Genomic DNA, 21,617 nt, shown 5'->3' on the forward strand with positions numbered 1-21,617 from the left:
GATTAGGACCTAAACTCTAACGAATGTAATCGCTTGCATCAGCGCACGTCGTATCGATTCGACCGAAAGGAATCTCGTGAGTTTCACCGCGCCTATCCAACTTCCCGGGCTGACGCTTGATCCGCACTGGTACCGCCGGGCCGTATTCTACGAGGTGATGGTGCGCTCGTTCGTCGACAGCAACGGTGATGGCGCAGGAGATCTGCAGGGATTGGCGTCGAAACTCGACTATCTTCAGTGGCTCGGCATCGATGCGCTGTGGCTGCCCCCGTTCTTCACCTCTCCGCTGCGTGACGGCGGCTACGACGTCGCCGATTTTCGATCGATCCTTCCGGAATTCGGCACTCTCGATGAGTTCAAAGATCTGGTCACGAAGGCGCATGAACGCAACATGCGCATCATCATCGATCTGCCGTTGAATCACACCAGCGATCAGCACGAGTGGTTTCAGCAGTCTCGTGAGCATCCCGACGGACCGTACGGCGATTTCTACGTGTGGAGTGACACGGACGAGAAATGGCCGGACATACGCATCATTTTCACCGACACGGAAGACTCCAACTGGGCGTTCGATTCCGAACGCCGCCAGTTCTTCTTCCACCGGTTCTTCTCGCATCAACCGGACCTCAATTTTGAGAATCCCGCCGTGCACGACGCGGTGTATGAGGTGATCCGGTTCTGGCTCGACCTGGGTGTCGACGGGTTCAGGCTGGATGCGATTCCCTATTTGTATGAGTCCGATGAGGGCAACGGTGAGGGCGAACCACCGACACACGAGTTCATCAAAAGCCTTCGTACAATGGTCGACCGCGAATATCCTGGCCGGATCATGATCGCCGAAGCGAATCAGTGGCCGCGTGAGGTCGCCGCGTTCTTCGGAACCGAGGAGGAGCCGGAGTGCCACATGGCTTTTGACTTTCCGGTCATGCCGCGCATCTTCTACTCTTTGCGCTCGCAGAATGCGGCGGAACTCGTTCGGGTGTTGTCGGAGACGACGGATATCCCCGATGGAGCCGGCTGGGGCATCTTTCTGCGCAACCACGACGAGCTCACGCTTGAAATGGTCAGCGAGGAGTACCGGCAGGCGATGTACGGCTGGTACGCATACGATCCGCGGATGCGCGCGAACATCGGCATCCGCCGCCGGCTGGCGCCCCTGCTCGACAACTCGCGCGCAGAGCTGGAACTTGTGCACGCGTTACTGTTCTCCCTTCCAGGCAGTCCGTTTCTGTACTACGGCGACGAGATCGGAATGGGCGACAATATCTGGCTGCCCGATCGGGATTCATCCAGGACACCCATGCAGTGGACTCCCGACCGCAACGCCGGTTTCTCGGCGGCCGATCCGGGCAAGCTCTTCCTGCCTGTGGTTCAGTCGCTCGTGTATCACTACACGCAGACCAACGTGGAAGCCCAGCTCGCCCAGTCGAGGTCACTTCTGCACTGGGTTCGAAACGTGATCTACGTGCGCAAGGGGCACCCGGGGTTCGGCCTGGGAGACATCAGGGTGCTCGAGTCCGATCATGAGTCCGTCTTGGCTTTCGTGCGCTCGTACGCAGGCAGTGGCGCTCAGTTCGGTGATCAGCCCGAGGACATCCTGTGCGTGTTCAGTTTTGCGCACAATCCGGTCTCGGTGACTCTGGATGCGCCCGAGTTCGCCGGCGCAGCCCTTTATGACATGTTCGGCGGGGGGCAGTTCCCCACCGTCGCGGAGGATGGCCGTTTCAGTCTGACGCTCGGCACACAGAGCTTCTACTGGCTGCACGTCGCTCGATGACGGTGGTGCCCCTTAGGCTTACCGGCATGAGCACATGGCACAGCGAACTCGGTGTATTCGATCTTGAAACAACTGGAGTGGATGTCGACGTCGCGCGTATCGTCACCGCTAACGTCGGGCTGATCGACGACAGCGGAGCGGTGATCGAGGGCATCGATTGGCTCGTCGACCCGGGTGTGGCAATCCCCCGGCAGGCCAGCGCCGTGCACGGTGTCAGCACCGAGCGTGCGCAGGCAGAAGGCCGTGATCCTGCTGAAGCCGTCGAAGAGATCATCGCGGCGTTGCGCAGCATCCTCAACCGAGGTATTCCTGTGGTGGCATATAACGCGCCGTACGACTTCACTGTGCTGGAACGTGAGGCGGTTCGCTACGGATTAGAACCGCTGAGCGCGCCTGCGCCGATCGTTGACCCGCTGGTGATCGACAAGGCACTGGACAAGTACCGCAAAGGCAAGCGCACGCTCGAGGTGACGGCCCAGTTCTACGGAGTCGAACTGACGGATGCCCACGATGCGGGGGCCGACGCCGTTGCCGCTGGGCGCGTGGCGCAGGCCATTGCGCGGGCCCATTCCGCCGAACTCGATCTCGGCGCTGACGAATTGCACCAACGACAGGTGCATTGGAGTCAGGAGCAGGCCGCAGATTTTCAGGCATACATGAGACGCGTCAAGGATCCGTCATTCACAACCTCCGGCGCGTGGCCGGTGCGCTGACCACGAACAGCGCTGGCGCAGAAACGGGAGGAGGGCGATCGGCTTGCGCCGGTCGCCCTCCTCCAGGTGCTTTCGAGGGTTACTTGCCGAAACTCTTGAACCGCTGGTTGAACTTCTCCACACGGCCGGCCGAGTCCATGATGCGCTGCTTGCCGGTGTAGAACGGGTGCGAAGCGCTCGAGATCTCGACGTCGATAACCGGGTACGTTGTGCCGTCTTCCCACTCGATCGTCTTGTCGCTGGTCACCGTTGAACGGGTCAGAAAAGTGGCCCCAGACGCGAGGTCACGGAAAACCACCGGAGCGTACGCGGGGTGAATGTCAGTCTTCATCAGGGGTTCCTTGCAAATTTGATGGGATCTTCTCCGGCGGAGCGTCGTGCCCGGGCGGGAAAGCAATACGGCCACATGACCGACTATCGAGTTTAGCAGAAGTCGCGCGCAGGCATTACACGGCGCGGGCAGTGAAGCGCGCGTCACGCTCCGTCAGCTCAATCGGCAAGCCGAACGCCCGGGTGAGGTTCTCGGACGTGAGGGTGTCACCGATTGGGCCGGCAGCAACAACTCCCCCGTCAGCCAGCAGCATGACGTGTGTGAAGCCTCGTGGGATTTCCTCGACGTGATGGGTCACCAAGACGATCGCCGGTGAGTCTGGGTCGCTCGCGTATCCACCGAGCAGCTGCACCAGTTCTTCCCTGGCACCGAGATCCAGGCTCGCCGCCGGTTCGTCCAGCAGCAGGATCTCCGGGTCTGTCATGACCGCACGAGCGATTTGCACCCGCTTCTGCTCGCCGTCGCTGAGCGCGCCGAACCGCCTGTCAGCAAGATGGTCGAGCTTCCATTCCGCAAGCACGCGCCGCGCGCGGCGGATGTCAATGTCTTCGTAGTCTTCGTTCCAGCGGCCCGTGACAGAATATGCGGCGGTGAGAACCACATTGAGCACGTTTTCCCGGCCGGGGATTCTGCGGGCGAGGGCGCTGGAGGCATAGCCGATTCTCGGCCGCAACTCAAAGAGGTCGACCGCTCCGACGTGCTCTTCAAGCACCTCGGAGGACCCCGTCGTCGGGTGGATGGCTGCCGCAGCCAATTGCAGCAACGTGGTCTTGCCTGCACCGTTGGGTCCGAGGATCACCCAGCGCTGATCGGAGTCAACTGCCCAGTCGACGGCGTCGAGAATCGTGTTGCCGTCACGGACGATCGACACGGAGGTGAGCTGCAGTACACGGCTGGACATGGCTCTTAGCCTAGTAGGAGGCGCTAAGAGATCACCGATGCGTAGACTGCCCGGGTCTGGTCGGCGATGCTGGCCCACGAGAACACGCGTTCGGCCCGGTCCCGCCCCGCTCGCCCCATCTGGCGGGCAGAAGTGGGGTCGCTGACGACCTCGATCAGCGTCGCAGCGAGGTCGGCGACGAAACGGTCGGGGTCCGTGGGCGTGCCTGTGCCGTCATCCGCCTGTTCGATCGGCACCAGACGCCCGGTTACCGCGTCGTCGACGACCTCGGGGATGCCGCCTGTCGCCGTTCCGACGACAGGCAACCCGCAGGCCATCGCCTCCAGATTCACGATTCCGAGCGGTTCATAGACGGACGGGCAGACGAACACCGTCGAGGCGCTGAGCGCCGCCGTCAACTCCGGCTGGCTCAGCAGTCTGTCGATCCAGACGACGCCATTGCGCTCGCTCTGCAGAAGCTGAACGCCCGCCGTGACTTCCGCCATGATGGCTTCTGTATCCGGGGCGCCGGCGCACAATACCAATTGCACGTCCGGTGGAAGCAATCGCGCGGCGCGCAAGAGGTAGGGCAAGCCCTTCTGGCGAGTGATTCGCCCGACGAAGATGATCGAAGGCCGATCGGGGTCGATGCCGAGTGAGCGCGCAACCTCCGGCGCGTCTTCGCGCTGCCACCGCTGCAAATCGATGCCGTTGTAGATCACGTGCGTTCGCGATTCGTCGATGGCGGGGTAGCTGCGCAGGATGTCCTGGCGCATACCCTCGCTGACGGCGATGACGGCATCCGCTGATTCGAAAGCGGTCTTCTCCATCCAGCTCGAGACGCGATAGCCCCCGCCGAGTTGCTCGGCCTTCCAGGGACGCAGCGGCTCAAGACTGTGAGCGGTAACGACGTGCGGGATCCCGTGCAGCAACTGGGCCAGTCGACCGCCCGCGTTTGCGTACCAGGTGTGCGAGTGCACGAGGTCGGCGCCAGCGACATCCTGCGCCATCTGCAGGTCGACGCCAAGCGTTGTCAAGGCGCCGTTCGCTTCGGCGAGTTCGGTGGGAACTTCATACGCGAAGGTCCCCTCCTCAGCTCTCGGCTCGCCGAAGCAGCGCACCCGCACCTCGACGCTCGGTCGCAACGCTCGCACCAGTTCGGCAACGTGCACACCGGCACCGCCATAGACGGCGGGTGGGTATTCACGTGTCAGAAGATCAACTCGCATGCCTGAACGCTAGTACAGTCGCGACATCTCCCTCTACTGTGGAGCCATGGTAGGCAAGAAGATCTTCGGAATCGTACTGGCTGGTGGCGAGGGCAAGCGGCTCATGCCGTTGACAGCGGACCGGGCAAAACCGGCGGTGCCGTTCGGCGGGCAGTATCGACTGATCGACTTCGCCCTGTCCAACCTGATCAATTCGAATCTTCGTCAGTTGGTTGTGCTCACGCAGTACAAATCGCACAGTCTCGACAGGCACGTCTCGCAGACCTGGCACCTGGATGGCCTGCTCGGTGCGTACATCGCATCTGTTCCCGCGCAGCAGCGGCTCGGCAAGCGCTGGTTCAGTGGTTCCGCGGACGCGATCCTGCAGAGCATGAACCTCATCCGTGACGAACAGCCGGACATCGTCGTGGTTGTCGGAGCCGACCACGTCTACCGGATGGATTTTGCGCAGATGATCCAGGCGCACATCGATTCAGGGGCGAGCGCAACGGTTGCCGCCATTCGACAGCCGATTGCGCTTGCCGATCAGTTCGGCGTGATCGAACTCGACCCGAACGACCCCGTTCGGATTGGCGCCTTTCGCGAGAAGCCGAGCGACCCGGTCGGACTGCCGGACTCCCCCGGTGAAGTGCTCGCGTCGATGGGCAACTACGTGTTTGACGTCAAAGCGTTGATCGACGCTGTCGATCGTGACGGCTTACGGCCGGATTCCAATCACGACATGGGCGGAGACATCATCCCCGACTTCGTCTCGCGTGGCGAGGCCGGTGTGTACGACTTCATCCGTAACGATGTGCCAGGCTCAACCGATCGCGACCGGTACTACTGGCGCGACGTGGGAACAATCGATTCGTTCTTCGAAGCCCATCAAGACTTGATCTCCACTCTGCCCGTCTTCAACTTGTACAACCGGGCTTGGCCGATCTTCAGCCAGCAACTGAACTCCCCTCCCGCCAAACTCGTGCGCGACGCCAATGGCAGCATCGGCACGACGATCGACTCGATCGTCTCGCTCGGGTCCGTTATCTCGGGCGCCCATCTGGAGCGCAGCGTGCTCGGACCGTGGGCGAAGGTCGGCTCCGGAGCTCAGGTCGTGGATTCCGTGGTGTTCGACCGAGCGGTGATCTCACCGGGGGCCAGCGTCACGCGGGCTATTCTTGACAAGGACGTCGTCGTGGAAGCAGGGGCGCACGTCGGCGATGACCGGGAGCGAGACAAGGCGCGCGGATTCACCGTGACAGAGTCCGGAATCACCGTTGTCGGAAAGGGAGTCCGCGTCATTCCATGAGCATCCATGCGCCTGTTGTTGAAGCCACGGCAACGACCGTGCCGAACGCTCGTTTCCTCGTCGTTCTTGACGCAGACTCGACGCTCATCCACAACGAGGTGATCGAACTCCTCGCCGAACATGCAGGATCTCTCGATGCTGTCGCCCGCATCACGGCACGCGCCATGCACGGAGAGCTCGACTTCTCCGAAAGCCTCCGCGCGCGCGTCGCGACCTTGGCAGGCCTGCCCTGCAGTGTGTTCGAGGCAGTTGCCGATCGCATCAGGGTGACCGATGGTGCGCCCGCGCTGATCGAGGCCGTCCACGCGGCTGGTGGTGCGCTCGGCGTGGTGTCCGGGGGCTTCCACGAGCTGCTCGACCCTCTCGGTGAGTTGCTCGGTCTGGACTTCTGGCAAGCCAATCGGCTCGAACTCGCAGACGGCGTGCTGACCGGTCGCGTGACGGGCGCGATCGTGGATGCCAAGGCCAAGGCGAGCGCGATGCGCGGCTGGGCCGTGCAGAAGAGCATCCCGGCCCGCTGTTGGATCGCCGTCGGTGATGGCGCGAACGACCTGGAAATGATGGCGGAGGCGGCATTGTCCGTCGCATTCAACGCGAAACCCGCCGTGCGAAGGGCCGCAGACGTCGTCGTCGATGGTCAAGACCTCAGCCAGCTGTTGCCGCTGATGGGTCTGCGCGGCTGAACTCGATCGTCGTCGACCGAGCGCTCAGTGACCCATCCCGAGACCACCGTCGACGGGGATGACAGCACCGGAGATGTATGCTGCATCGTCGGACGCGAGCCACGCAACCGCTTTTGCGACCTCGGAGACCGACCCGTAGCGCCCCGCCGGGATATTCTTCTTGTATTCCGCCTGCTGCGCCGCTGAGAGTTCAGCGGTCATGTCGGTCTCGATGAAGCCGGGCGCGACGACGTTTGCGGTGATGCCGCGGGAGCCCAACTCCCGCGTTATCGAGCGAGCCATGCCGATCAGCCCACTCTTGGAGGCGGCATAGTTCACCTGACCGGCCGATCCATAGAGCCCGACCACACTGGAGATCAGAACAATGCGGCCGAACCGCAGTTTGAGCATCCCCTTCGAGGCGCGCTTGACCACTCGGAAGGACCCGCCCAGGTTGGTGTCGACGACGGCGTCGAAATCCTCCGCGCTCATCCGCATCAAAAGTGTGTCCCTGGTGATGCCGGCGTTGGCGATGACCACTTCGACGGGACCCAGAGAGCTCTCGATCTCGGTGAACGCAGCATCGACGGATGCAGCATCCGTCACGTCTGCCCTCACTGCAAGGGTGCCCGCGGGGCCCTCGCCTGCTCGAACCGTCACGGCCACCCGGTGGCCTTGCGCCACGAACTCTTCTGCGATCGCGTAGCCGATTCCTCGGTTGCCGCCGGTTACAAGCACGGTGCGTGCGGTCATGCTGTCGTCCATTCTCATTCTCGTCGGTGTTCTTATCAGTGCAGTGTTCTTATCAGTGCAGTGTTCTTATCAGTGCAGTGTTCTCATCAGCGCAGTGTTCTAATCGGTGTTCTGATCAGTGCGGTGCGGGCGCGGGCAGAATCTGTCTTCCCAGCTTCGAACGCGTATCAGTTTATGGGCTGCGCAGGACGTAGGCTGGTGGTGACGGAATCCTTCATCCGTAGAACGTCGACCGTGCGACTATGAAACAACAAACAATCACTTCACTCCCCCAAGCTCCAGACGCGGAGCGGCGCGGTCGCATGATCAAATATTCGGTGGCCATGGGCATCCGGGTGCTGTGCATCCTTTCGATCCTGTTCATTCACGGCTGGTGGGTTCTGATCCCCGCCGCCGGCGCAGTCTTTCTGCCGTATTTCGCTGTTGTCATTGCCAACGTGGGTGCAGGTGAACGCGGCGCACAGGTTGAGCGGCCGGGCAACATCGTTCTCCGCCATGACGGCACGTACGTGCCGACGGACTCGGCAGAAGCAACAGCGTCCGAAACGTCCCAAGAGAAGACGGCGTGATCTCACTCGGCTCGGAGCCCGAGCGCCACACCTGTTCGCGTGCGGGCTGTCTGCAGCACGCCAACTGGCAGATTCGATGGAGGAACCCCAAGATCCACACGGCCGACCGCGTCAAGATCTGGTTGGCGTGCGACGAGCATGTCGACTATCTGCGTGATTTTCTGGGGGCCAGGGATTTCCCGCTGACGGTGGTCGCACTCGACGCGGCAGAGGGTGCCTGAGAGAGTCGCTGCTTACGGGCGCTACGCGAGTGCGATCAGTTCCGCGTAATCCTTGTTCCAGTGATCCTCGACGCCATCCGGCAGGATCAAGACGCGCTCCGGGTTCAGCGCCTCGACAGCCCCTGGGTCGTGGCTGACGAGAACGACGGCGCCCTCGTAGTGTGCGAGCGCATCGAGGATTTCCGCCCGGCTGGCTGGGTCGAGGTTGTTCGTGGGCTCGTCGAGCAGCAGCACGTTCGCACCGGAGACGACGATCATCGCGAGCGCCAAACGCGTCTTCTCGCCGCCGGAGAGCACGCCGGCAAGCTTGTACGAGTCGTCACCCGTGAACAAGAACGAGCCGAGCACGCGGCGCGCTTCGGTTTCGGTGATGTGCGGCGATGAGGCAACCATGTTTTCAAGCACGCTTCGCTTGACATCGATCGTCTCGTGCTCCTGCGCGTAATACCCGATCCGCAGACCGTGCCCCGGTTCGATCGATCCGGTGTCTGGTCGGTCGACGCCTCCGAGGATGCGCAGCAGCGTCGTTTTGCCTGCACCGTTCAGGCCGATCACCACCACCTTGGAACCGCGGTCGATGGCCAGGTCGACAGCCGTGAAGATCTCAAGCGACCCGTAGCTTTTGCTCAGGTCGCTGGCCATCAGCGGGGTTTTGCCGCACGGCGCCGGGGTCGGGAATCGCAGCTTTGCGACACGGTCGGCCACTCGAACGTCGTCGAGCCCGGCTAAGAGTTTTTCGGCACGCGCCACCATCTGATGGGCCGCGGCCGCCTTCGTCGCCTTCGCGCCGAACTTCGCGGCCTGAAGCTGAAGAGCGCCGGCCTTCTTCTCCGCGTTGGCGCGTTCTTTCTTACGGCGTTCTTCGTCGGCGGCGCGCTGTCGTTGGTAATTCTTCCAACCCATGTTGTAGCCGTCGATGCATTGCCGGTTGGCATCGAGGTAGAAGACCCGGTTGACCGTCTCGCCGATCAGTTCGACGTCGTGGCTGATCACGATGAATCCGCCGCTGTAGTTCTTCAGGAAATCTCGCAACCACACGACGGAGTCCGCGTCCAAATGGTTCGTCGGCTCGTCCAGAATCATGGTGTGCGCATCCGAGAACAGGATGCGCGCGAGCTCGATCCGGCGGCGTTGGCCGCCGGACAGCGTCTTCACCTGCTGGTCCAGAATGCGATCCGGAAGGTTGAGGTTGCTCGCGATCGCGGCCGCTTGTGCCTCCGCGGAATAGCCTCCGAGAAGATGGAACTGCTCTTCCAGCCTGCTGTAGGCCTTCATCGCTGCGGCACTGACAGAGGCATCGACGCTCGCCATGTCGTGCGTTGCCTTCTGCATTTTCAGCGCCACGGTACCGAGGCCGCGCGCGTCCAGGATACGGGTGCGCGCCAGGTCTTCGGGATTGCCGCTGCGGGGGTCCTGCGGCAGGTAGCCGATCTCGCCATGGCGATCCACTGTGCCGCCTGTCGGCAGAGTCTCGCCTGCCAAGACCTTGGTCAGCGTCGTCTTTCCGGCACCGTTGCGACCGACGAGGCCGATCTTGTCGCCTGCAGCGACGCGAAAGCTGACATCCTGCATGAGCACGCGCGCGCCCACGCGAATCTCAAGGTCGTGCACGGCAAGCACAGGCGTCATCCAGTTCTGATTGAAAACAAGGACTGCGGGGTCTGAATGCGGCCGCCCTGCGACAAGCTCAGGGACGGGGCATCCTCGACCACGGAAAGGTCAAATGGCGAAGCCGAGAGCCCGCATCATGTCGCGACCGTCATCGGTGATTCGTTCCGGACCCCACGGTGGCATCCAGACCCAGTTGATCCGGAACGCCTCGACCACGCCGTCCAGCGACTCCGCGACCTGCTCTTCGATTACGTCGGTGAGCGGGCAGCCTGCGCTGGTGAGTGTCATCGAGATTACGAGGGCGTCGTTCTCGTCGTCCCAGCCCAGATCATAGATCAAGCCGAGATCGACGACATTGATCCCGAGTTCGGGATCCATGACGTCTTTCAGTGCTTCTTCGATCGTGTCGTATTTCGAAGGCGCAAGCGTGGAAACCATAGAGCTAGCTTACGCTCGCATCTGCGTCGAGGAATCGATCGTAGCCCTCGTCCTCGAGCCGGTCGGCCAATTCACGGCCGCCCTCTTCTGCGACGCGTCCTGCGACGAACACGTGCACGAAGTCCGGCTTGATATAGCGCAGGATTCTGGTGTAGTGCGTGATGAGCAGAATGCCGAGGTCGGTCGCATCGTGCGCACGGTTGACTCCTTGCGCGACAATCTTCAGCGCGTCGACGTCCAGTCCAGAATCCGTCTCGTCGAGGATCGCGAACTGCGGCTTGAGCAGTTCGAGCTGAAGAATCTCGTTGCGCTTCTTCTCGCCACCGGAGAAGCCCTCATTCACGTTGCGGTCGGCGAACTGCTTGTCCATGCGCAGCTTGCCCATCGCCTCCCGCACATCCTTGAGCCACGTGCGGATCGCCGGCGCCTCACCGTCGATAGCGGTCTTCGCGGTGCGCAGGAAGTTGGAGTTGGTCACGCCAGGGATCTCGACCGGGTACTGCATGGCCAGGAACAGCCCGGCACGGGCGCGCGCGTCGACCGTCATGGCCAGCACGTCCTGGCCGTCCAGGGTGATGCTGCCCTGGGTGGCCTTGTACTTCGGATGCCCTGCAATGGTGTAGGCGAGGGTCGACTTTCCGGACCCATTCGGGCCCATGACGGCGTGGATTTCACCGGTGCGGATCGTCAGGTCGACCCCGCGAAGGATCTCTTTGACCCCTTGGTCGGTGTCGACGGTCACGTGGAGATCGCGGATCTCAAGAACAGACATGGCTTTCAATTTTCTTTCGTATTGTGCGGGTCAATGAATATGTCGCCGTCGACGATCTCGATTTCGTAGACGGGAACGGGCTCGTATGCTGGCAAGTTCAGGGGCTTACCGGAGATCAATGAAAATCGGGAACCGTGTGCCCAGCATTCAATGGTCTCGCCTTCGACGAATCCCTCCGACAGCGAGATTTCGCCGTGAGTGCAGGTGTCGCCGATCGCGTGGATGTCGCCGGCCGAGTCTTTGACGAGTGCGATCGGCGTGTCGTCGATGACGACTCGTTTCGCCTGGTTCTCGACAAGTTCGGCTGCGGCACACACGCGTGTGGCTGTTGTCACGCGCTCACCTCAGCAGCGGGCACCTCAGCAGCGGACCGATCAGCAGCGGGTAGATCGGCTGCGTCGAACCGTTCGCCGGCGAGTTCGGCCTCGATGGCATGCTGCAGGCGCTCCTCGAGTTCCGGAACGTTGATGCGCTGGATGACCTCGATGAGGAAGCCGCGAACGACCAGTCGACGGGCTTCCTCCTCTGTGATCCCCCGTGACTCGAGGTAGAACAGCTGCTCGTCGTCGAAGCGACCGGTGGCGCTGGCGTGGCCTGCGCCGAGGATGTCCCCTGTCTCGATCTCGAGGTTGGGCTCCGAGTCAGCACGCGTCCCGTCGGTGAGCACGAGGTTGCGGTTCTGCTCGTAGCTGTCTGTGCCCGCGGCGTCCGCGCCGATCAGCACATCGCCGATCCAGACGGTGTGCGCACCGTGCCCCTGCAGGGCACCCTTGTAATTCACCCGGCTGCGGCCGTGTGCGGCCTCGTGGTACACGTAGACCTGCTGCTCGAGGTGCTGGCCCGCGTCTGCGAAGTAGACGCCCAGCATCTCGACCTCGGCGCCTGTTCCCGCCAGGTGCGTCGTCGGGTTCAACCGAACGACCGCCCCGCCGAGGGAGACGACGACGTGCTTGAAGAAGGCGTCGCGCCCAACGGTTGCGAAGTGACTCGCGGCGTGCACGGATACGTCGTCCCATTCTTGAACGGAGACGACCGTCAAACGAGCCGACTCCCCCACGATGATCTCGACGTTCTCGGCCAGCCGAGCGACCCCGAGGTTACGCAGGATCACCGTGCCTGTGCTGAACGGCGCGGCCTCGATGATCGTGTGTGCCGCCCGCGGCTCGTTGCCGAATGCAGAACGAGTGACGGTGACCGTGGCCGGCTTGTCGCCGGAAACCACGATTGACAGCGCCTTCTGGAACGAACCCCAGGCGTTCGCGGATGCCCGATCCTCCGGCAATCCGGTGCTGCCGATCCTGGGGTCGTCCGGGTTCACCCAGTCGACGGTGAGCCCGTCGACCGGCTCGTACCTGATGTCGTAGACCGACCCGTTGAGGTCACCGGCGATAAGATCGCCGATTTGGGCGATCGGGGTGCGCTTCCAGATCAGTTCGCGGCCGGTGACCGTGGGGAAATCGTTGACGTTGGTCGACCGGAACCGCGCGGCGCGCGACTCCACCGGGAGCAGCGTGTATTCGCCGTCTTTGTGGTGGGTGAGTCCGTGCTCGGTCTTCTGCGGTTCCGTCGATACAGTCTGTGTGGCTGCAGAGCTCATTTAACCGACGGATCCTTCCATGCCCATTTCAATGAGCTTGTTGAGTTCGAGTGCGTACTCCATCGGGAGCTCGCGGGCGATCGGCTCAATGAATCCGCGCACGATCATGGCCATCGCCTCGTCCTCCGGCATGCCGCGGCTCATCAGGTAGAAGAGCTGTTCGGCGCTGACCTTGGACACGGTCGCTTCGTGGCCGAGTTCGACGTCATCGACCCGAATATCGATCGATGGATACGTGTCCGAGCGTGAGATCGGATCGACCAGCAATGCGTCACATCGCACGGTGTTCGCAGCGTGGTGCGCTGTGGCATCCACCCGCACCTCACCACGGTAGCCGGAACGGCCGCCGCCGCGCGCGATCGACTTGGAGACGATCGAGGATTGCGTGTACGGCGCCATGTGGATCATCTTCGCGCCGGCGTCCTGATGCTGCCCAGGACCGGCGAACGCGACAGACAATGTTTCACCCTTCGCATGCTCGCCGACGAGGTAGATCGACGGGTACTTCATGGTGACCTTCGAGCCGATGTTGCCATCGACCCATTCCATCGTTGCTCCCTCGTGCGCCATCGCTCGTTTGGTCACGAGGTTGTAGACATTGTTCGACCAGTTCTGGATCGTCGTGTAGCGCACGCGGGCGTTTTTCTTCACGACGATTTCGACGACGGCGGAGTGCAGCGAGTCCGACGTGTAGATCGGCGCGGTGCAGCCCTCGATGTAGTGAACGTAGCTTCCCTCATCAGCAATGATCAGAGTGCGCTCGAACTGACCCATATTCTCCGTGTTGATGCGGAAATATGCCTGCAGCGGGATCTTCACCTCCACGCCCGGGGGTACGTAGACGAATGACCCGCCGGACCAGGCCGCAGTGTTCAGCGCTGCGAACTTGTTGTCACCGGCCGGAATGATGGTTCCGAAGTACTCTTCGAAGAATTCCGGGTGCTCGCGCAGCGCGGTGTCCGTGTCTGTGAAGATGACACCCTGCGCCGAGAGGTCCTCACGGATCTGGTGGTAGACCACCTCTGACTCGTACTGCGCGGTGACGCCGGCGACGAGTCTGGAACGCTCTGCCTCTGGGATGCCGATCCGCTCGTAGGTGTTCTTGATGTCATCGGGCAGGTCTTCCCAAGTCTGGGCCTGCTTCTCAGTCGAGCGCACGAAATACTTGATGTTGTCGAAATCGATCTCCGACAGGTCTGCGCCCCACGACGGCATGGGTTTGCGTTCGAAAACTTGCAGAGCGCGAAGCCGACGCTGTTTCATCCACTCCGGCTCGTTCTTCAATCGCGAGATGTCTTCTACCACCTCCGGCGAAATTCCTCGGCGAGCGGATGCCCCCGCCGCATCGGAATCGGCCCAGCCGAACTCGTATTGCCCGAGGCTATCGAGTTCAGGGCGGTCGATCAGAACATCTGACATTGCTTCCTCATTTCCTACCATTCGTAACCGGTTATCAGTCCGGCTCATTCCCTCTGGCGGATGCCGCGCGGCATCGCTGCTGGTGCAGATTGTGCGGATGGCTGGTGTGCGTACCTAAGATAATCAAGTACATGGGCGACGGTGCCCTGGCCGCCACGTGGACCTGAATTTCTCAGGTCCAGAAAGACGGCACGCGCAGGTGTGCGCGCTTCTTGAACGCCCCGATTCTACAGGTTGATGCTGAGATTAGTAGGGGTGTCGGCGCGCCGACCTGCTGATCGCCCTCATAACGAATGGATATATCCCAGTGAATCAGGCCGAAGTTCGCAGCAATGACCGCACCGCGCGTGGCGCGCGGGGCGTGCTCCTTCGCTTCTGGGAATGGCTGCCGGACCATGTGGATCGGCGCATTCGTGTGCTGGGCTGGCTGTCGCTGATTTGGCAGATCATCCTGGTCGGCACCGGTGGAGCGGTGCGCTTGACAGGGTCGGGGCTCGGCTGCACCACCTGGCCGAAATGCACACCCGGGTCGCTGATAACAACGCCGGAGATGGGCATCCACGGTGTCATCGAATTCACCAACCGGATGCTGACCGTCGTTCTGACGATCGTGGTGATCGTCATGTTCGTGTTCGTCCTGCGGTTGCGCAAATCGCGGCCTGAACTGTTCTGGCTGAGTTTCTGGATCGGCATGAGCATCCCGGTGCAAGCCGTCGTCGGCGGCATCACCGTGTTGATGCATTTGAATCCGTACATCGTCGGATTCCACTTCCTGATCTCGATGGTATTGGTTGCGCTGGCCGCCGGTCTGCTAGCGCGTATTTACGCAGTGCCGGGACCGCGCACCCTGGTCGTGCCGGTTTGGTTCTCATATGTCGCCTGGGCGTTGAGCGTTTTGGTCGCCATCACGGTGACTGTCGGTGTCTTGACCACGGGTTCCGGACCGCACCCCGGCAACTCAGGCACGCCGCGGAATGGCCTGGATACCGATCTGATGGAGCGCCTGCACTCACTGCCGGCATACGCGTTGGCCGGCTTGACCCTGTTGCTGGTCGGAGCGGGCATCGGCATCGCGGTTGGTCCGGTGCGCCGCTGGTTGTTCGCACTCGTCGTCGTGGAGATCGTTCAGATCGCAGTGGGGCTACTGCAGTCGAACATCGGGCTCCCGGGTTATCTCGTGGGCATTCACCTGGTGCTTGCCAGCGTGCTCGTCTCGGTGACGGTGGCGGTGATGCTGAATCTGAAGCAGCCGGTGTTAGAACGGCAATAACGGCAGAAGCGGGTCGATTGCGATCGCCAGGAACAGCAGCGACAGATATGTGATCGAACCGTGGAACACGCGCATCGGCGACACGTTTTCGTGACGGATCGCAAGATGATACAGGCGATGCGTCTCGAAGATGAACCAGCCACCCGAGGCGAGTGCAGTGACCGTGTAGATGAGCCCCATGTGCGCAACAGGGATCAGCAGGAGGGAACAGGCAATGGTCGCCCACGCGTAGAGGATCGTCTGCAGCCCGACGAAGGCCCGGCCGCGCATGACGGCGAGCATCGGAACGCCGGCCGACTGGTAGTCGTCGCGATACTTCATCGACAACGGCCAGTAGTGCGGCGGCGTCCACAGGAAGATGACGCCGAACAGAATCCAGGGCGCCCAGTCGAGCGATCCGGTGACCGCTGACCACCCGATCAGTACGGGGAAGCATCCCGCGATTCCGCCCCAGATGATGTTCTGCTCTGTGCGACGCTTGAGGATCAGCGTGTAGATCACCACATAGAAGAAGATCGCGATCACGGACAGCAGCGCGGTCAGCCAGTTGGTCATGAAGTACAGCCACACCGTCGACGCAACAGCTAGCGCCCAGGAGAAGATCAGCGCGGCCCGCGGTGTGAGCTCGCCGGTCACGAGCGGACGGTCTTTGGTTCGGCGCATGATCTTGTCGATGTCGCGGTCGATATAGCAATTGAATGCTGCCGCGCTGCCTGCACTGAGTGCTCCGCCGATCACGGTGGCGACAACCAGCCAGGGGTTTGGCAAACCCCGTTCCGCCAGGATCATGACCGGCACGGTTGTGACGAGCAGGAGCTCCATCACCCGCGGTTTGGTCAGCGACAGGTACGCCTTGAACGTTCGCTTGAAACCGATGCGACCGGGCGTCGCCCGGTTCTGTACAGCAACGTCCATTACTCCTCTTACGCAGTCAAATCCTGGTGCTCAGTCTAGATCATCGGGCCAAATGCGGCGAAGGCCGCCCGCGTGCCAACGTGACGACGCAGGAGTCGACGTGGTTGGCTCTTCTCTATACTTGGAAGTGCTCGCCTCCCGGTGCGCCCCGCTTCGACTCCGCCGCTCGCGGTCAGCCGGAGGCAAGACGAACCGGTGCCGATGATGTCTTCGGCGTGCACTACCTCTAACCGGGCGGCCGTCTTCCTGGCGGGCCCCCTTGAAATGAGAAGGGTCATTTTCCAGTGGCAGCTCTGCAATGGGATTCCGTAGACGATCAAGCAGTCGACACCGCCCGCATCTTGGCGGCAGACGCAGTTGAAAAGGTAGGAAACGGGCACCCTGGCACTGCCATGAGTCTGGCCCCTGCCGCTTACCTGTTGTTCCAAAAGGTGATGCGCAAGGATCCGCATGATCAGCACTGGCTGGGCCGTGACCGTTTCATTCTCTCCTGCGGGCACAGTTCGCTCACGCAGTACGTGCAGTTGTACTTCGGCGGCTATGGGTTGGAGCTGAAGGACCTCGAGGCACTGCGCACCTGGGGTTCGCTCACCCCTGGCCACCCGGAATATCGTCACACCGACGGTATCGAGATCACGACCGGCCCCCTCGGCCAGGGCTTGAGTTCGGCCGTGGGCTTCGCCTATGCCAGTCGATACGAGCGTGGCTTGTTGGACCCGGACGCAGAGCCGGGAACAAGCCCGTTCGACCACTTCGTCTACGTGATCGCCAGTGACGGTGATCTTCAGGAAGGTATCACGAGCGAAGCGTCCTCGCTCGCCGGACACCAGGAGCTGGGCAACCTGGTCGTCATCTATGACAGCAACCAGATTTCGATCGAGGACGACACCGACGTCGCATTCACGGAGGATGTGAAGGCACGGTACGAGGCATACCACTGGCATGTGCAGACAGTCGACTGGAAGAAGACCGGCCGTTACGTCGAAGACGTGCAGGAGCTTTTCGACGCGATCGAGGCAGCGAAAGCCGTCACTGACCGCCCATCCATGATCATTCTGAAGACGATCATCGGCTGGCCGAGCCCGACGAAGCAGAACTCGGGCGCGATCCATGGGTCCGCTCTTGGTGGCAGCGAGCTCGCCGCCGTCAAGGAGGTACTGGGTTTCGACCCGGCAGAGCATTTCGTCGTCGCACCTGAGATCATCGAGCACACACGCAAAGCCGTCGATCGCGGCGCGGACGAGCATGCGGAATGGACCGTGAAGTTCGATGCGTGGGCCGCGGCGAATCCCGAGCGCAAGACATTGCTGGATCGGCTGCTCGCCGGCGAGCTCCCGAACGGCGTCGAGGAGGTACTTCCCGTCTTCGAAGCGGGCAAGGACGTTTCAACGCGCGCGGCAAGCGGAAAGGTTTTGAACGCACTGGCACCCGTGCTTCCCGAGTTGTGGGGCGGCTCGGCGGACCTCGCCGGATCGAACAACACGACGATCGAGGGCGCTGCCTCCTTCATTCCGGCCGAGCGCTCGACGCACGAATGGACTGGGGATCCGTATGGCCGCGTGCTGCACTTCGGCATCCGAGAGCATGCGATGGCCGCGATCCTCAACGGCATCGTCTTGCATGGACCGACCCGTCCATACGGTGGCACGTTCCTGATCTTCAGCGACTACATGCGCCCGGCCGTGCGTCTGGCCGCTCTGATGAATATTCCGTCGATCTTCGTGTGGACCCACGATTCTGTCGCACTCGGCGAAGACGGCCCCACGCATCAGCCGATCGAGCAATTGGCCGCCCTGCGAGCGATACCGCAACTGAGCGTCGTGCGTCCGGGCGACGCAAACGAGGTCGCGTACGCCTGGCTCGAGTTGCTGAAGCGCCGTGGTGGTCCGGCGGGCATCGCGTTGACCCGACAGAACATTCCGGTGTTCGAGCGTGGCGAGGGCGAAGCATCCGGCGAGACGCTCGCATCCGCAAAGAATGTATCGAAGGGCGCCTACATCCTTGCCGAAGCGCCGAACGGCGCGCCCGACGTCATCCTGATCGCCACAGGGTCCGAGCTTCAGCTCGCCGTCAATGCCCGCGATGCGCTGAAGGCCGAGGGTGTGGGCGCCCGGGTGGTGTCTGCTCCGAGTCTCGAGTGGTTCGAAGAACAGAGCGCGGAATACCGTGAGTCGGTGCTTCCTGCGAGCGTCAAGGCGCGCGTTTCCGTTGAGGCAGGCATCGCGCTCACCTGGCGTGGCTATGTCGGCGACGCCGGCCGCAGCGTCTCGATCGAGCACTTCGGCGCGTCGGCGGACTACAAGACGCTGTTTCAGAAGTTCGGAATCACGACGGATGCCGTCGTGGCGGCCGCCAAGGAATCGATCGCCGCGCTCTAGGCGCGCAAGACGCAAGGAGAAAGGCACCCATCATGGCAACAACCACAGAACAGCTCGCAGAAGCAGGCGTCAGCATCTGGCTCGACGACCTCTCGCGGGAGCGGATCGTTTCCGGCGGACTGCAGAAGTTGATCGACGAACGCAACGTGGTTGGAGTGACAACCAACCCGACGATCTTTGCGTCGGCACTCAGCAGCGGCGACGCGTACGACGAGCAGATCGGCCAGCTCGCCGAGGCAGGCGTGGAGGTCGATGAGGCAGTCTTCGAGATCACCACAACGGATGTCGCGAACGCAGCCGACATCTTCACGCCGACCTACGAGGCGTCCGGGCACGTCGACGGGCGGGTGTCGATCGAGGTCGAACCCGGATTGGCCCGTGACGGCGCAGGCTCGACGGCTGAAGCAAAGCGGCTGTGGGCGAAGGTGAACAAGCCGAATGCGATGATCAAGATTCCGGCAACGGAAGAGGGCCTCGAGGCGATCGCGGACGCGACGGCCGCTGGGATCAATGTCAACATCACCCTGATCTTCAGCCTGAAACGCCATCGCGAGGTCATCAACGCCTATTTGAGCGGCTTGGAACGCGCCAAAGCCGCGGGAATCGATATCTCGAAAATCTACTCGGTTGCGTCGTTCTTCGTCTCAAGGGTCGATGTCGAGGTCGACAAGCGTCTGGACGCGATCGGCACGCCAGAAGCGCTCGCGCTCAAGAACAAGGCAGGCATCGCAAACGCGCAGTTGGCCTATCAGGTGTTCGAGCAGGCATTTTCATCGGAACGCGCCAAGACACTGATCGCAGCAGGAGCCAATCTGCAACGACCGTTGTGGGCATCGACCGGCGTGAAAGACCCGAGCCTTCCTGACACGCTCTATGTGACCAACCTCGTCGCACGAAACGTGATCAACACGATGCCGGAGAAGACGCTGGAGGCCACGTTCGACCATGGCGTCATCCCGACCGACAGCGTCACGGGTGCGTACGATGAGGCGAACGCCGTTCTCGACGCGCTCGCCGCAGTGGGGATCTCCTATGACGAGGTCACGCAGCAGCTGGAAGACGAGGGCATCTCGAAGTTCATCATCTCCTGGAACGCCTTGCTCGACGACGTGCGCAATGCTCTGAGGGCAGCACAGCCAGGGGCAGCACAGTCAGGAGCAGCACAGCCCGGGGCAACACGGTGAGTTTCAAAATCCACGTGAGCGGCGCCGCCGCCGAGGCCGTCACGGCCCAGGTGCCCGCTCTTGTGGCCGATCTCGTGGCATCCGGGATCACCGCACAGGATCCTGCCCTCTGGGGCAAGAAGGCCGAACACGAGGCAAGCATCCGCCTCGGCTGGACAGAGGCGGTCGAGATCTCGCGGCCGCTGATTCCGTCCATCACCGCGCTGCGCGAAAAGCTGCTCGCCGCAGGGGTCAACCACTTCGTGCTGAGCGGCATGGGCGGTTCGTCGCTCGCCCCAGAGGTGATCACGCAGACGAACAGCTGCGAACTGACCATCCTCGACACGACGGACCCCGCTCAGATCAGCGACGCGTTGAACGATCGGCTCACCACGAGCGCGCTGATCGTCGCCTCGAAATCCGGCTCGACCATTGAGACCGATAGTCATCGTCGTATGTATGAGAAGGCCTTCCGCGAAGCGGGCATCGACCCGCGTGAGCGCATCATCGTCGTGACGGACCCGGAGTCGCCGCTGGACACGTCGGCCCGCGAAGCCGGCTACACGGTGTTCAACGCCGACCCCAATGTCGGAGGCCGTTATTCCGCTTTGACCGCCTTCGGACTTGTCCCGTCTGGTCTGGCCGGCGTCGACCTCAATGAGCTACTGGTCGAGGCTGAGACGATCTCGCTCGAGCTCGCGATCGACGACCCGACCAACCCTGGGCTGATCCTCGCCGCGGCGATGGCCGGAACCACGCCGCTCAAGAACAAGCTCGGCATCGTGTCGGACGGCACCCATATTGTCGGGTTCGCCGACTTGGCCGAGCAGTTGATCGCAGAATCGACGGGCAAGAAGGGCAGTGGCATCCTTCCGGTCGTGCTCGACACGCTGGCCCCGGAGTTGAGCGAAAGCCTGCCGGATCTGCAGATCGTTCGACTCGTCGACGACGCTGAGGCACACCACCTGCGTGCGGTCAACCGGCACGAGGGAGAGATCCTGGTTTCCGGGTCTTTGGGCGCCCAGCTGCTGGTCTGGGAGTTCGCGACCGCCGCCGCGGGGCGGCTTCTCGGCATCAATCCGTTCGATCAGCCTGATGTGGAGTCTGCGAAGATCGCGGCCCGGGGCTTGCTTGACGCTCGCCCGGAGCCCACCTCTCCCGCGTTCATTGCGGATGGCATCGAAGTGCGCGGCACGGCCGGCCTGCTCGACGATGTCGAGACCCTGGACGAGGCCATCGCGGCACTTCTTGCACAGTTGCCATCAGACGGCTACGTCAGTGTTCAGGCGTACGTGAATCGCCTGGCCCTGCCACAACTGGCCGGTATTCGTGATCTCGTCGCGGCAAGGGCAGCGCGACCGGTCACATTCGGCTGGGGGCCTCGCTTCCTTCACTCGACCGGCCAATTCCACAAGGGCGGACCGGCGATCGGCGTCTTCCTGCAGATCACAACCAACGAACAGACAGACCTTCAGGTTCCTGACCGCCCGTTCACCTTCGGCCAGCTGATCCAAGCGCAGGCCGACGGCGATGCGCGTGTACTCGCGGAGCACGGCAGACCGGTTCTCACCCTGACCCTGACCGATCCGGGGAACGATATCGTCGCCCTGTTCGGCGCCATCAACGACTAG

General features: G+C 62.3%; 21 protein-coding genes. 10 read left to right on the top strand and 11 right to left on the bottom strand.

Annotated elements, in window-relative coordinates; translation table 11 throughout:
• Window positions 1-76 precede the first annotated feature (76 nt).
• Together treS and QU604_RS10530 are read left to right on the top strand one after the other, a co-directional pair.
• Window positions 77-1,777: a maltose alpha-D-glucosyltransferase gene (treS, locus tag QU604_RS10525; protein WP_308468754.1), complete on the top strand. Its 1,701-nt coding sequence runs from the start codon at window positions 77-79 to the stop codon at window positions 1,775-1,777.
• A 26-nt stretch (window positions 1,778-1,803) separates the two neighbouring features.
• Window positions 1,804-2,490 (top strand): exonuclease domain-containing protein, encoded by a 687-nt coding sequence (locus QU604_RS10530; protein WP_308468755.1) that lies wholly within the window; start codon window positions 1,804-1,806, stop codon window positions 2,488-2,490.
• Window positions 2,491-2,569: 79 nt separating this feature from the next.
• Here QU604_RS10530 and QU604_RS10535 read toward each other — a convergent pair whose 3' ends face one another.
• The 3 genes from QU604_RS10535 to glgA form a co-directional block, all read right to left on the bottom strand.
• Complete coding sequence (locus QU604_RS10535) at window positions 2,570-2,821, bottom strand: type B 50S ribosomal protein L31 (protein WP_308468756.1); 252 nt, start codon at window positions 2,819-2,821, stop codon at window positions 2,570-2,572.
• 115 nt (window positions 2,822-2,936) lie between these two features.
• The gene (locus QU604_RS10540) at window positions 2,937-3,722 is read right to left on the bottom strand and encodes an ABC transporter ATP-binding protein (RefSeq protein ID WP_308468757.1); all 786 of its coding nucleotides are present in this window, start codon (window positions 3,720-3,722) and stop codon (window positions 2,937-2,939) included.
• Between the two features lie 23 nt (window positions 3,723-3,745).
• Complete coding sequence (glgA, locus tag QU604_RS10545; RefSeq protein WP_308468758.1) at window positions 3,746-4,930, bottom strand: glycogen synthase; 1,185 nt, start codon at window positions 4,928-4,930, stop codon at window positions 3,746-3,748.
• A gap of 46 nt (window positions 4,931-4,976) precedes the next feature.
• Here glgA and QU604_RS10550 point away from each other — a divergent pair, with 46 nt between their 5' ends.
• Window positions 4,977-6,218, top strand: coding sequence for a glucose-1-phosphate adenylyltransferase (locus QU604_RS10550; protein ID WP_308468759.1), 1,242 nt, complete (start codon window positions 4,977-4,979; stop codon window positions 6,216-6,218).
• Complete coding sequence (gene serB / locus QU604_RS10555) at window positions 6,215-6,901, top strand: phosphoserine phosphatase SerB (RefSeq protein ID WP_308468760.1); 687 nt, start codon at window positions 6,215-6,217, stop codon at window positions 6,899-6,901. The genes QU604_RS10550 and serB overlap by 4 nt, the downstream gene beginning before the upstream one ends.
• 24 nt (window positions 6,902-6,925) lie before the next feature.
• Here serB and fabG read toward each other — a convergent pair whose 3' ends face one another.
• The gene (gene fabG / locus QU604_RS10560) at window positions 6,926-7,633 is read right to left on the bottom strand and encodes a 3-oxoacyl-ACP reductase FabG (protein ID WP_308468761.1); all 708 of its coding nucleotides are present in this window, start codon (window positions 7,631-7,633) and stop codon (window positions 6,926-6,928) included.
• Between the two features lie 242 nt (window positions 7,634-7,875).
• On the opposite strand from fabG, the gene QU604_RS10565 reads away from it, so the two are divergent.
• Both QU604_RS10565 and QU604_RS10570 read left to right on the top strand, forming a co-directional pair.
• Complete coding sequence (locus tag QU604_RS10565) at window positions 7,876-8,202, top strand: DUF3099 domain-containing protein (RefSeq protein WP_308468762.1); 327 nt, start codon at window positions 7,876-7,878, stop codon at window positions 8,200-8,202.
• Window positions 8,199-8,423: a hypothetical protein gene (locus QU604_RS10570; protein WP_308468763.1), complete on the top strand. Its 225-nt coding sequence runs from the start codon at window positions 8,199-8,201 to the stop codon at window positions 8,421-8,423. The genes QU604_RS10565 and QU604_RS10570 overlap by 4 nt, the downstream gene beginning before the upstream one ends.
• A 21-nt stretch (window positions 8,424-8,444) precedes the next feature.
• Here QU604_RS10570 and QU604_RS10575 read toward each other — a convergent pair whose 3' ends face one another.
• The 6 genes from QU604_RS10575 to sufB form a co-directional block, all read right to left on the bottom strand.
• Window positions 8,445-10,043 carry an ABC-F family ATP-binding cassette domain-containing protein gene (locus QU604_RS10575; RefSeq protein ID WP_308468900.1) on the bottom strand — a complete coding sequence of 533 codons (1,599 nt, stop codon included), beginning with the start codon at window positions 10,041-10,043 and terminating at the stop codon, window positions 8,445-8,447.
• A gap of 99 nt (window positions 10,044-10,142) precedes the next feature.
• On the bottom strand, window positions 10,143-10,472 hold the full coding sequence (locus QU604_RS10580; protein ID WP_308468764.1) for a metal-sulfur cluster assembly factor: 330 nt from the start codon (window positions 10,470-10,472) through the stop codon (window positions 10,143-10,145).
• Between the two features lie 4 nt (window positions 10,473-10,476).
• The gene (gene sufC / locus QU604_RS10585) at window positions 10,477-11,244 is read right to left on the bottom strand and encodes a Fe-S cluster assembly ATPase SufC (protein WP_308468765.1); all 768 of its coding nucleotides are present in this window, start codon (window positions 11,242-11,244) and stop codon (window positions 10,477-10,479) included.
• 5 nt (window positions 11,245-11,249) lie between these two features.
• A complete protein-coding gene (locus tag QU604_RS10590) occupies window positions 11,250-11,579 on the bottom strand; it encodes a non-heme iron oxygenase ferredoxin subunit (RefSeq protein ID WP_308468766.1) in 330 nt (109 codons plus the stop codon).
• Window positions 11,576-12,841 carry a Fe-S cluster assembly protein SufD gene (gene sufD / locus QU604_RS10595; RefSeq protein ID WP_308468767.1) on the bottom strand — a complete coding sequence of 422 codons (1,266 nt, stop codon included), beginning with the start codon at window positions 12,839-12,841 and terminating at the stop codon, window positions 11,576-11,578. The genes QU604_RS10590 and sufD overlap by 4 nt, the downstream gene beginning before the upstream one ends.
• The gene (sufB, locus tag QU604_RS10600; protein ID WP_308468768.1) at window positions 12,842-14,260 is read right to left on the bottom strand and encodes a Fe-S cluster assembly protein SufB; all 1,419 of its coding nucleotides are present in this window, start codon (window positions 14,258-14,260) and stop codon (window positions 12,842-12,844) included.
• 307 nt (window positions 14,261-14,567) lie between these two features.
• On the opposite strand from sufB, the gene QU604_RS10605 reads away from it, so the two are divergent.
• Entirely contained in the window at window positions 14,568-15,530 is a 963-nt protein-coding gene (locus QU604_RS10605; RefSeq protein ID WP_308468769.1) for a COX15/CtaA family protein, read from the top strand.
• Here QU604_RS10605 and QU604_RS10610 read toward each other — a convergent pair.
• Window positions 15,516-16,445: a heme o synthase gene (locus QU604_RS10610; protein WP_308468770.1), complete on the bottom strand. Its 930-nt coding sequence runs from the start codon at window positions 16,443-16,445 to the stop codon at window positions 15,516-15,518. The genes QU604_RS10605 and QU604_RS10610 overlap by 15 nt on opposite strands.
• A 284-nt stretch (window positions 16,446-16,729) precedes the next feature.
• Between QU604_RS10610 and tkt the strand changes: the two genes are divergently transcribed.
• The 3 genes from tkt to QU604_RS10625 are packed head-to-tail and all read left to right on the top strand — an operon-like array spanning window position 16,730 to window position 21,617.
• A complete protein-coding gene (tkt, locus tag QU604_RS10615) occupies window positions 16,730-18,823 on the top strand; it encodes a transketolase (protein WP_308468771.1) in 2,094 nt (697 codons plus the stop codon).
• Between the two features lie 32 nt (window positions 18,824-18,855).
• The gene (gene tal, locus QU604_RS10620; RefSeq protein ID WP_308468772.1) at window positions 18,856-20,007 is read left to right on the top strand and encodes a transaldolase; all 1,152 of its coding nucleotides are present in this window, start codon (window positions 18,856-18,858) and stop codon (window positions 20,005-20,007) included.
• Window positions 20,004-21,617: a phosphoglucose isomerase-related protein gene (locus QU604_RS10625; RefSeq protein ID WP_308468773.1), complete on the top strand. Its 1,614-nt coding sequence runs from the start codon at window positions 20,004-20,006 to the stop codon at window positions 21,615-21,617. The genes tal and QU604_RS10625 overlap by 4 nt, the downstream gene beginning before the upstream one ends.

The organism is Rathayibacter sp. SW19 (genome assembly GCF_030866825.1).
GTDB classification, from domain to species: Bacteria; Actinomycetota; Actinomycetes; order Actinomycetales; family Microbacteriaceae; genus Rathayibacter_A; species Rathayibacter_A soli.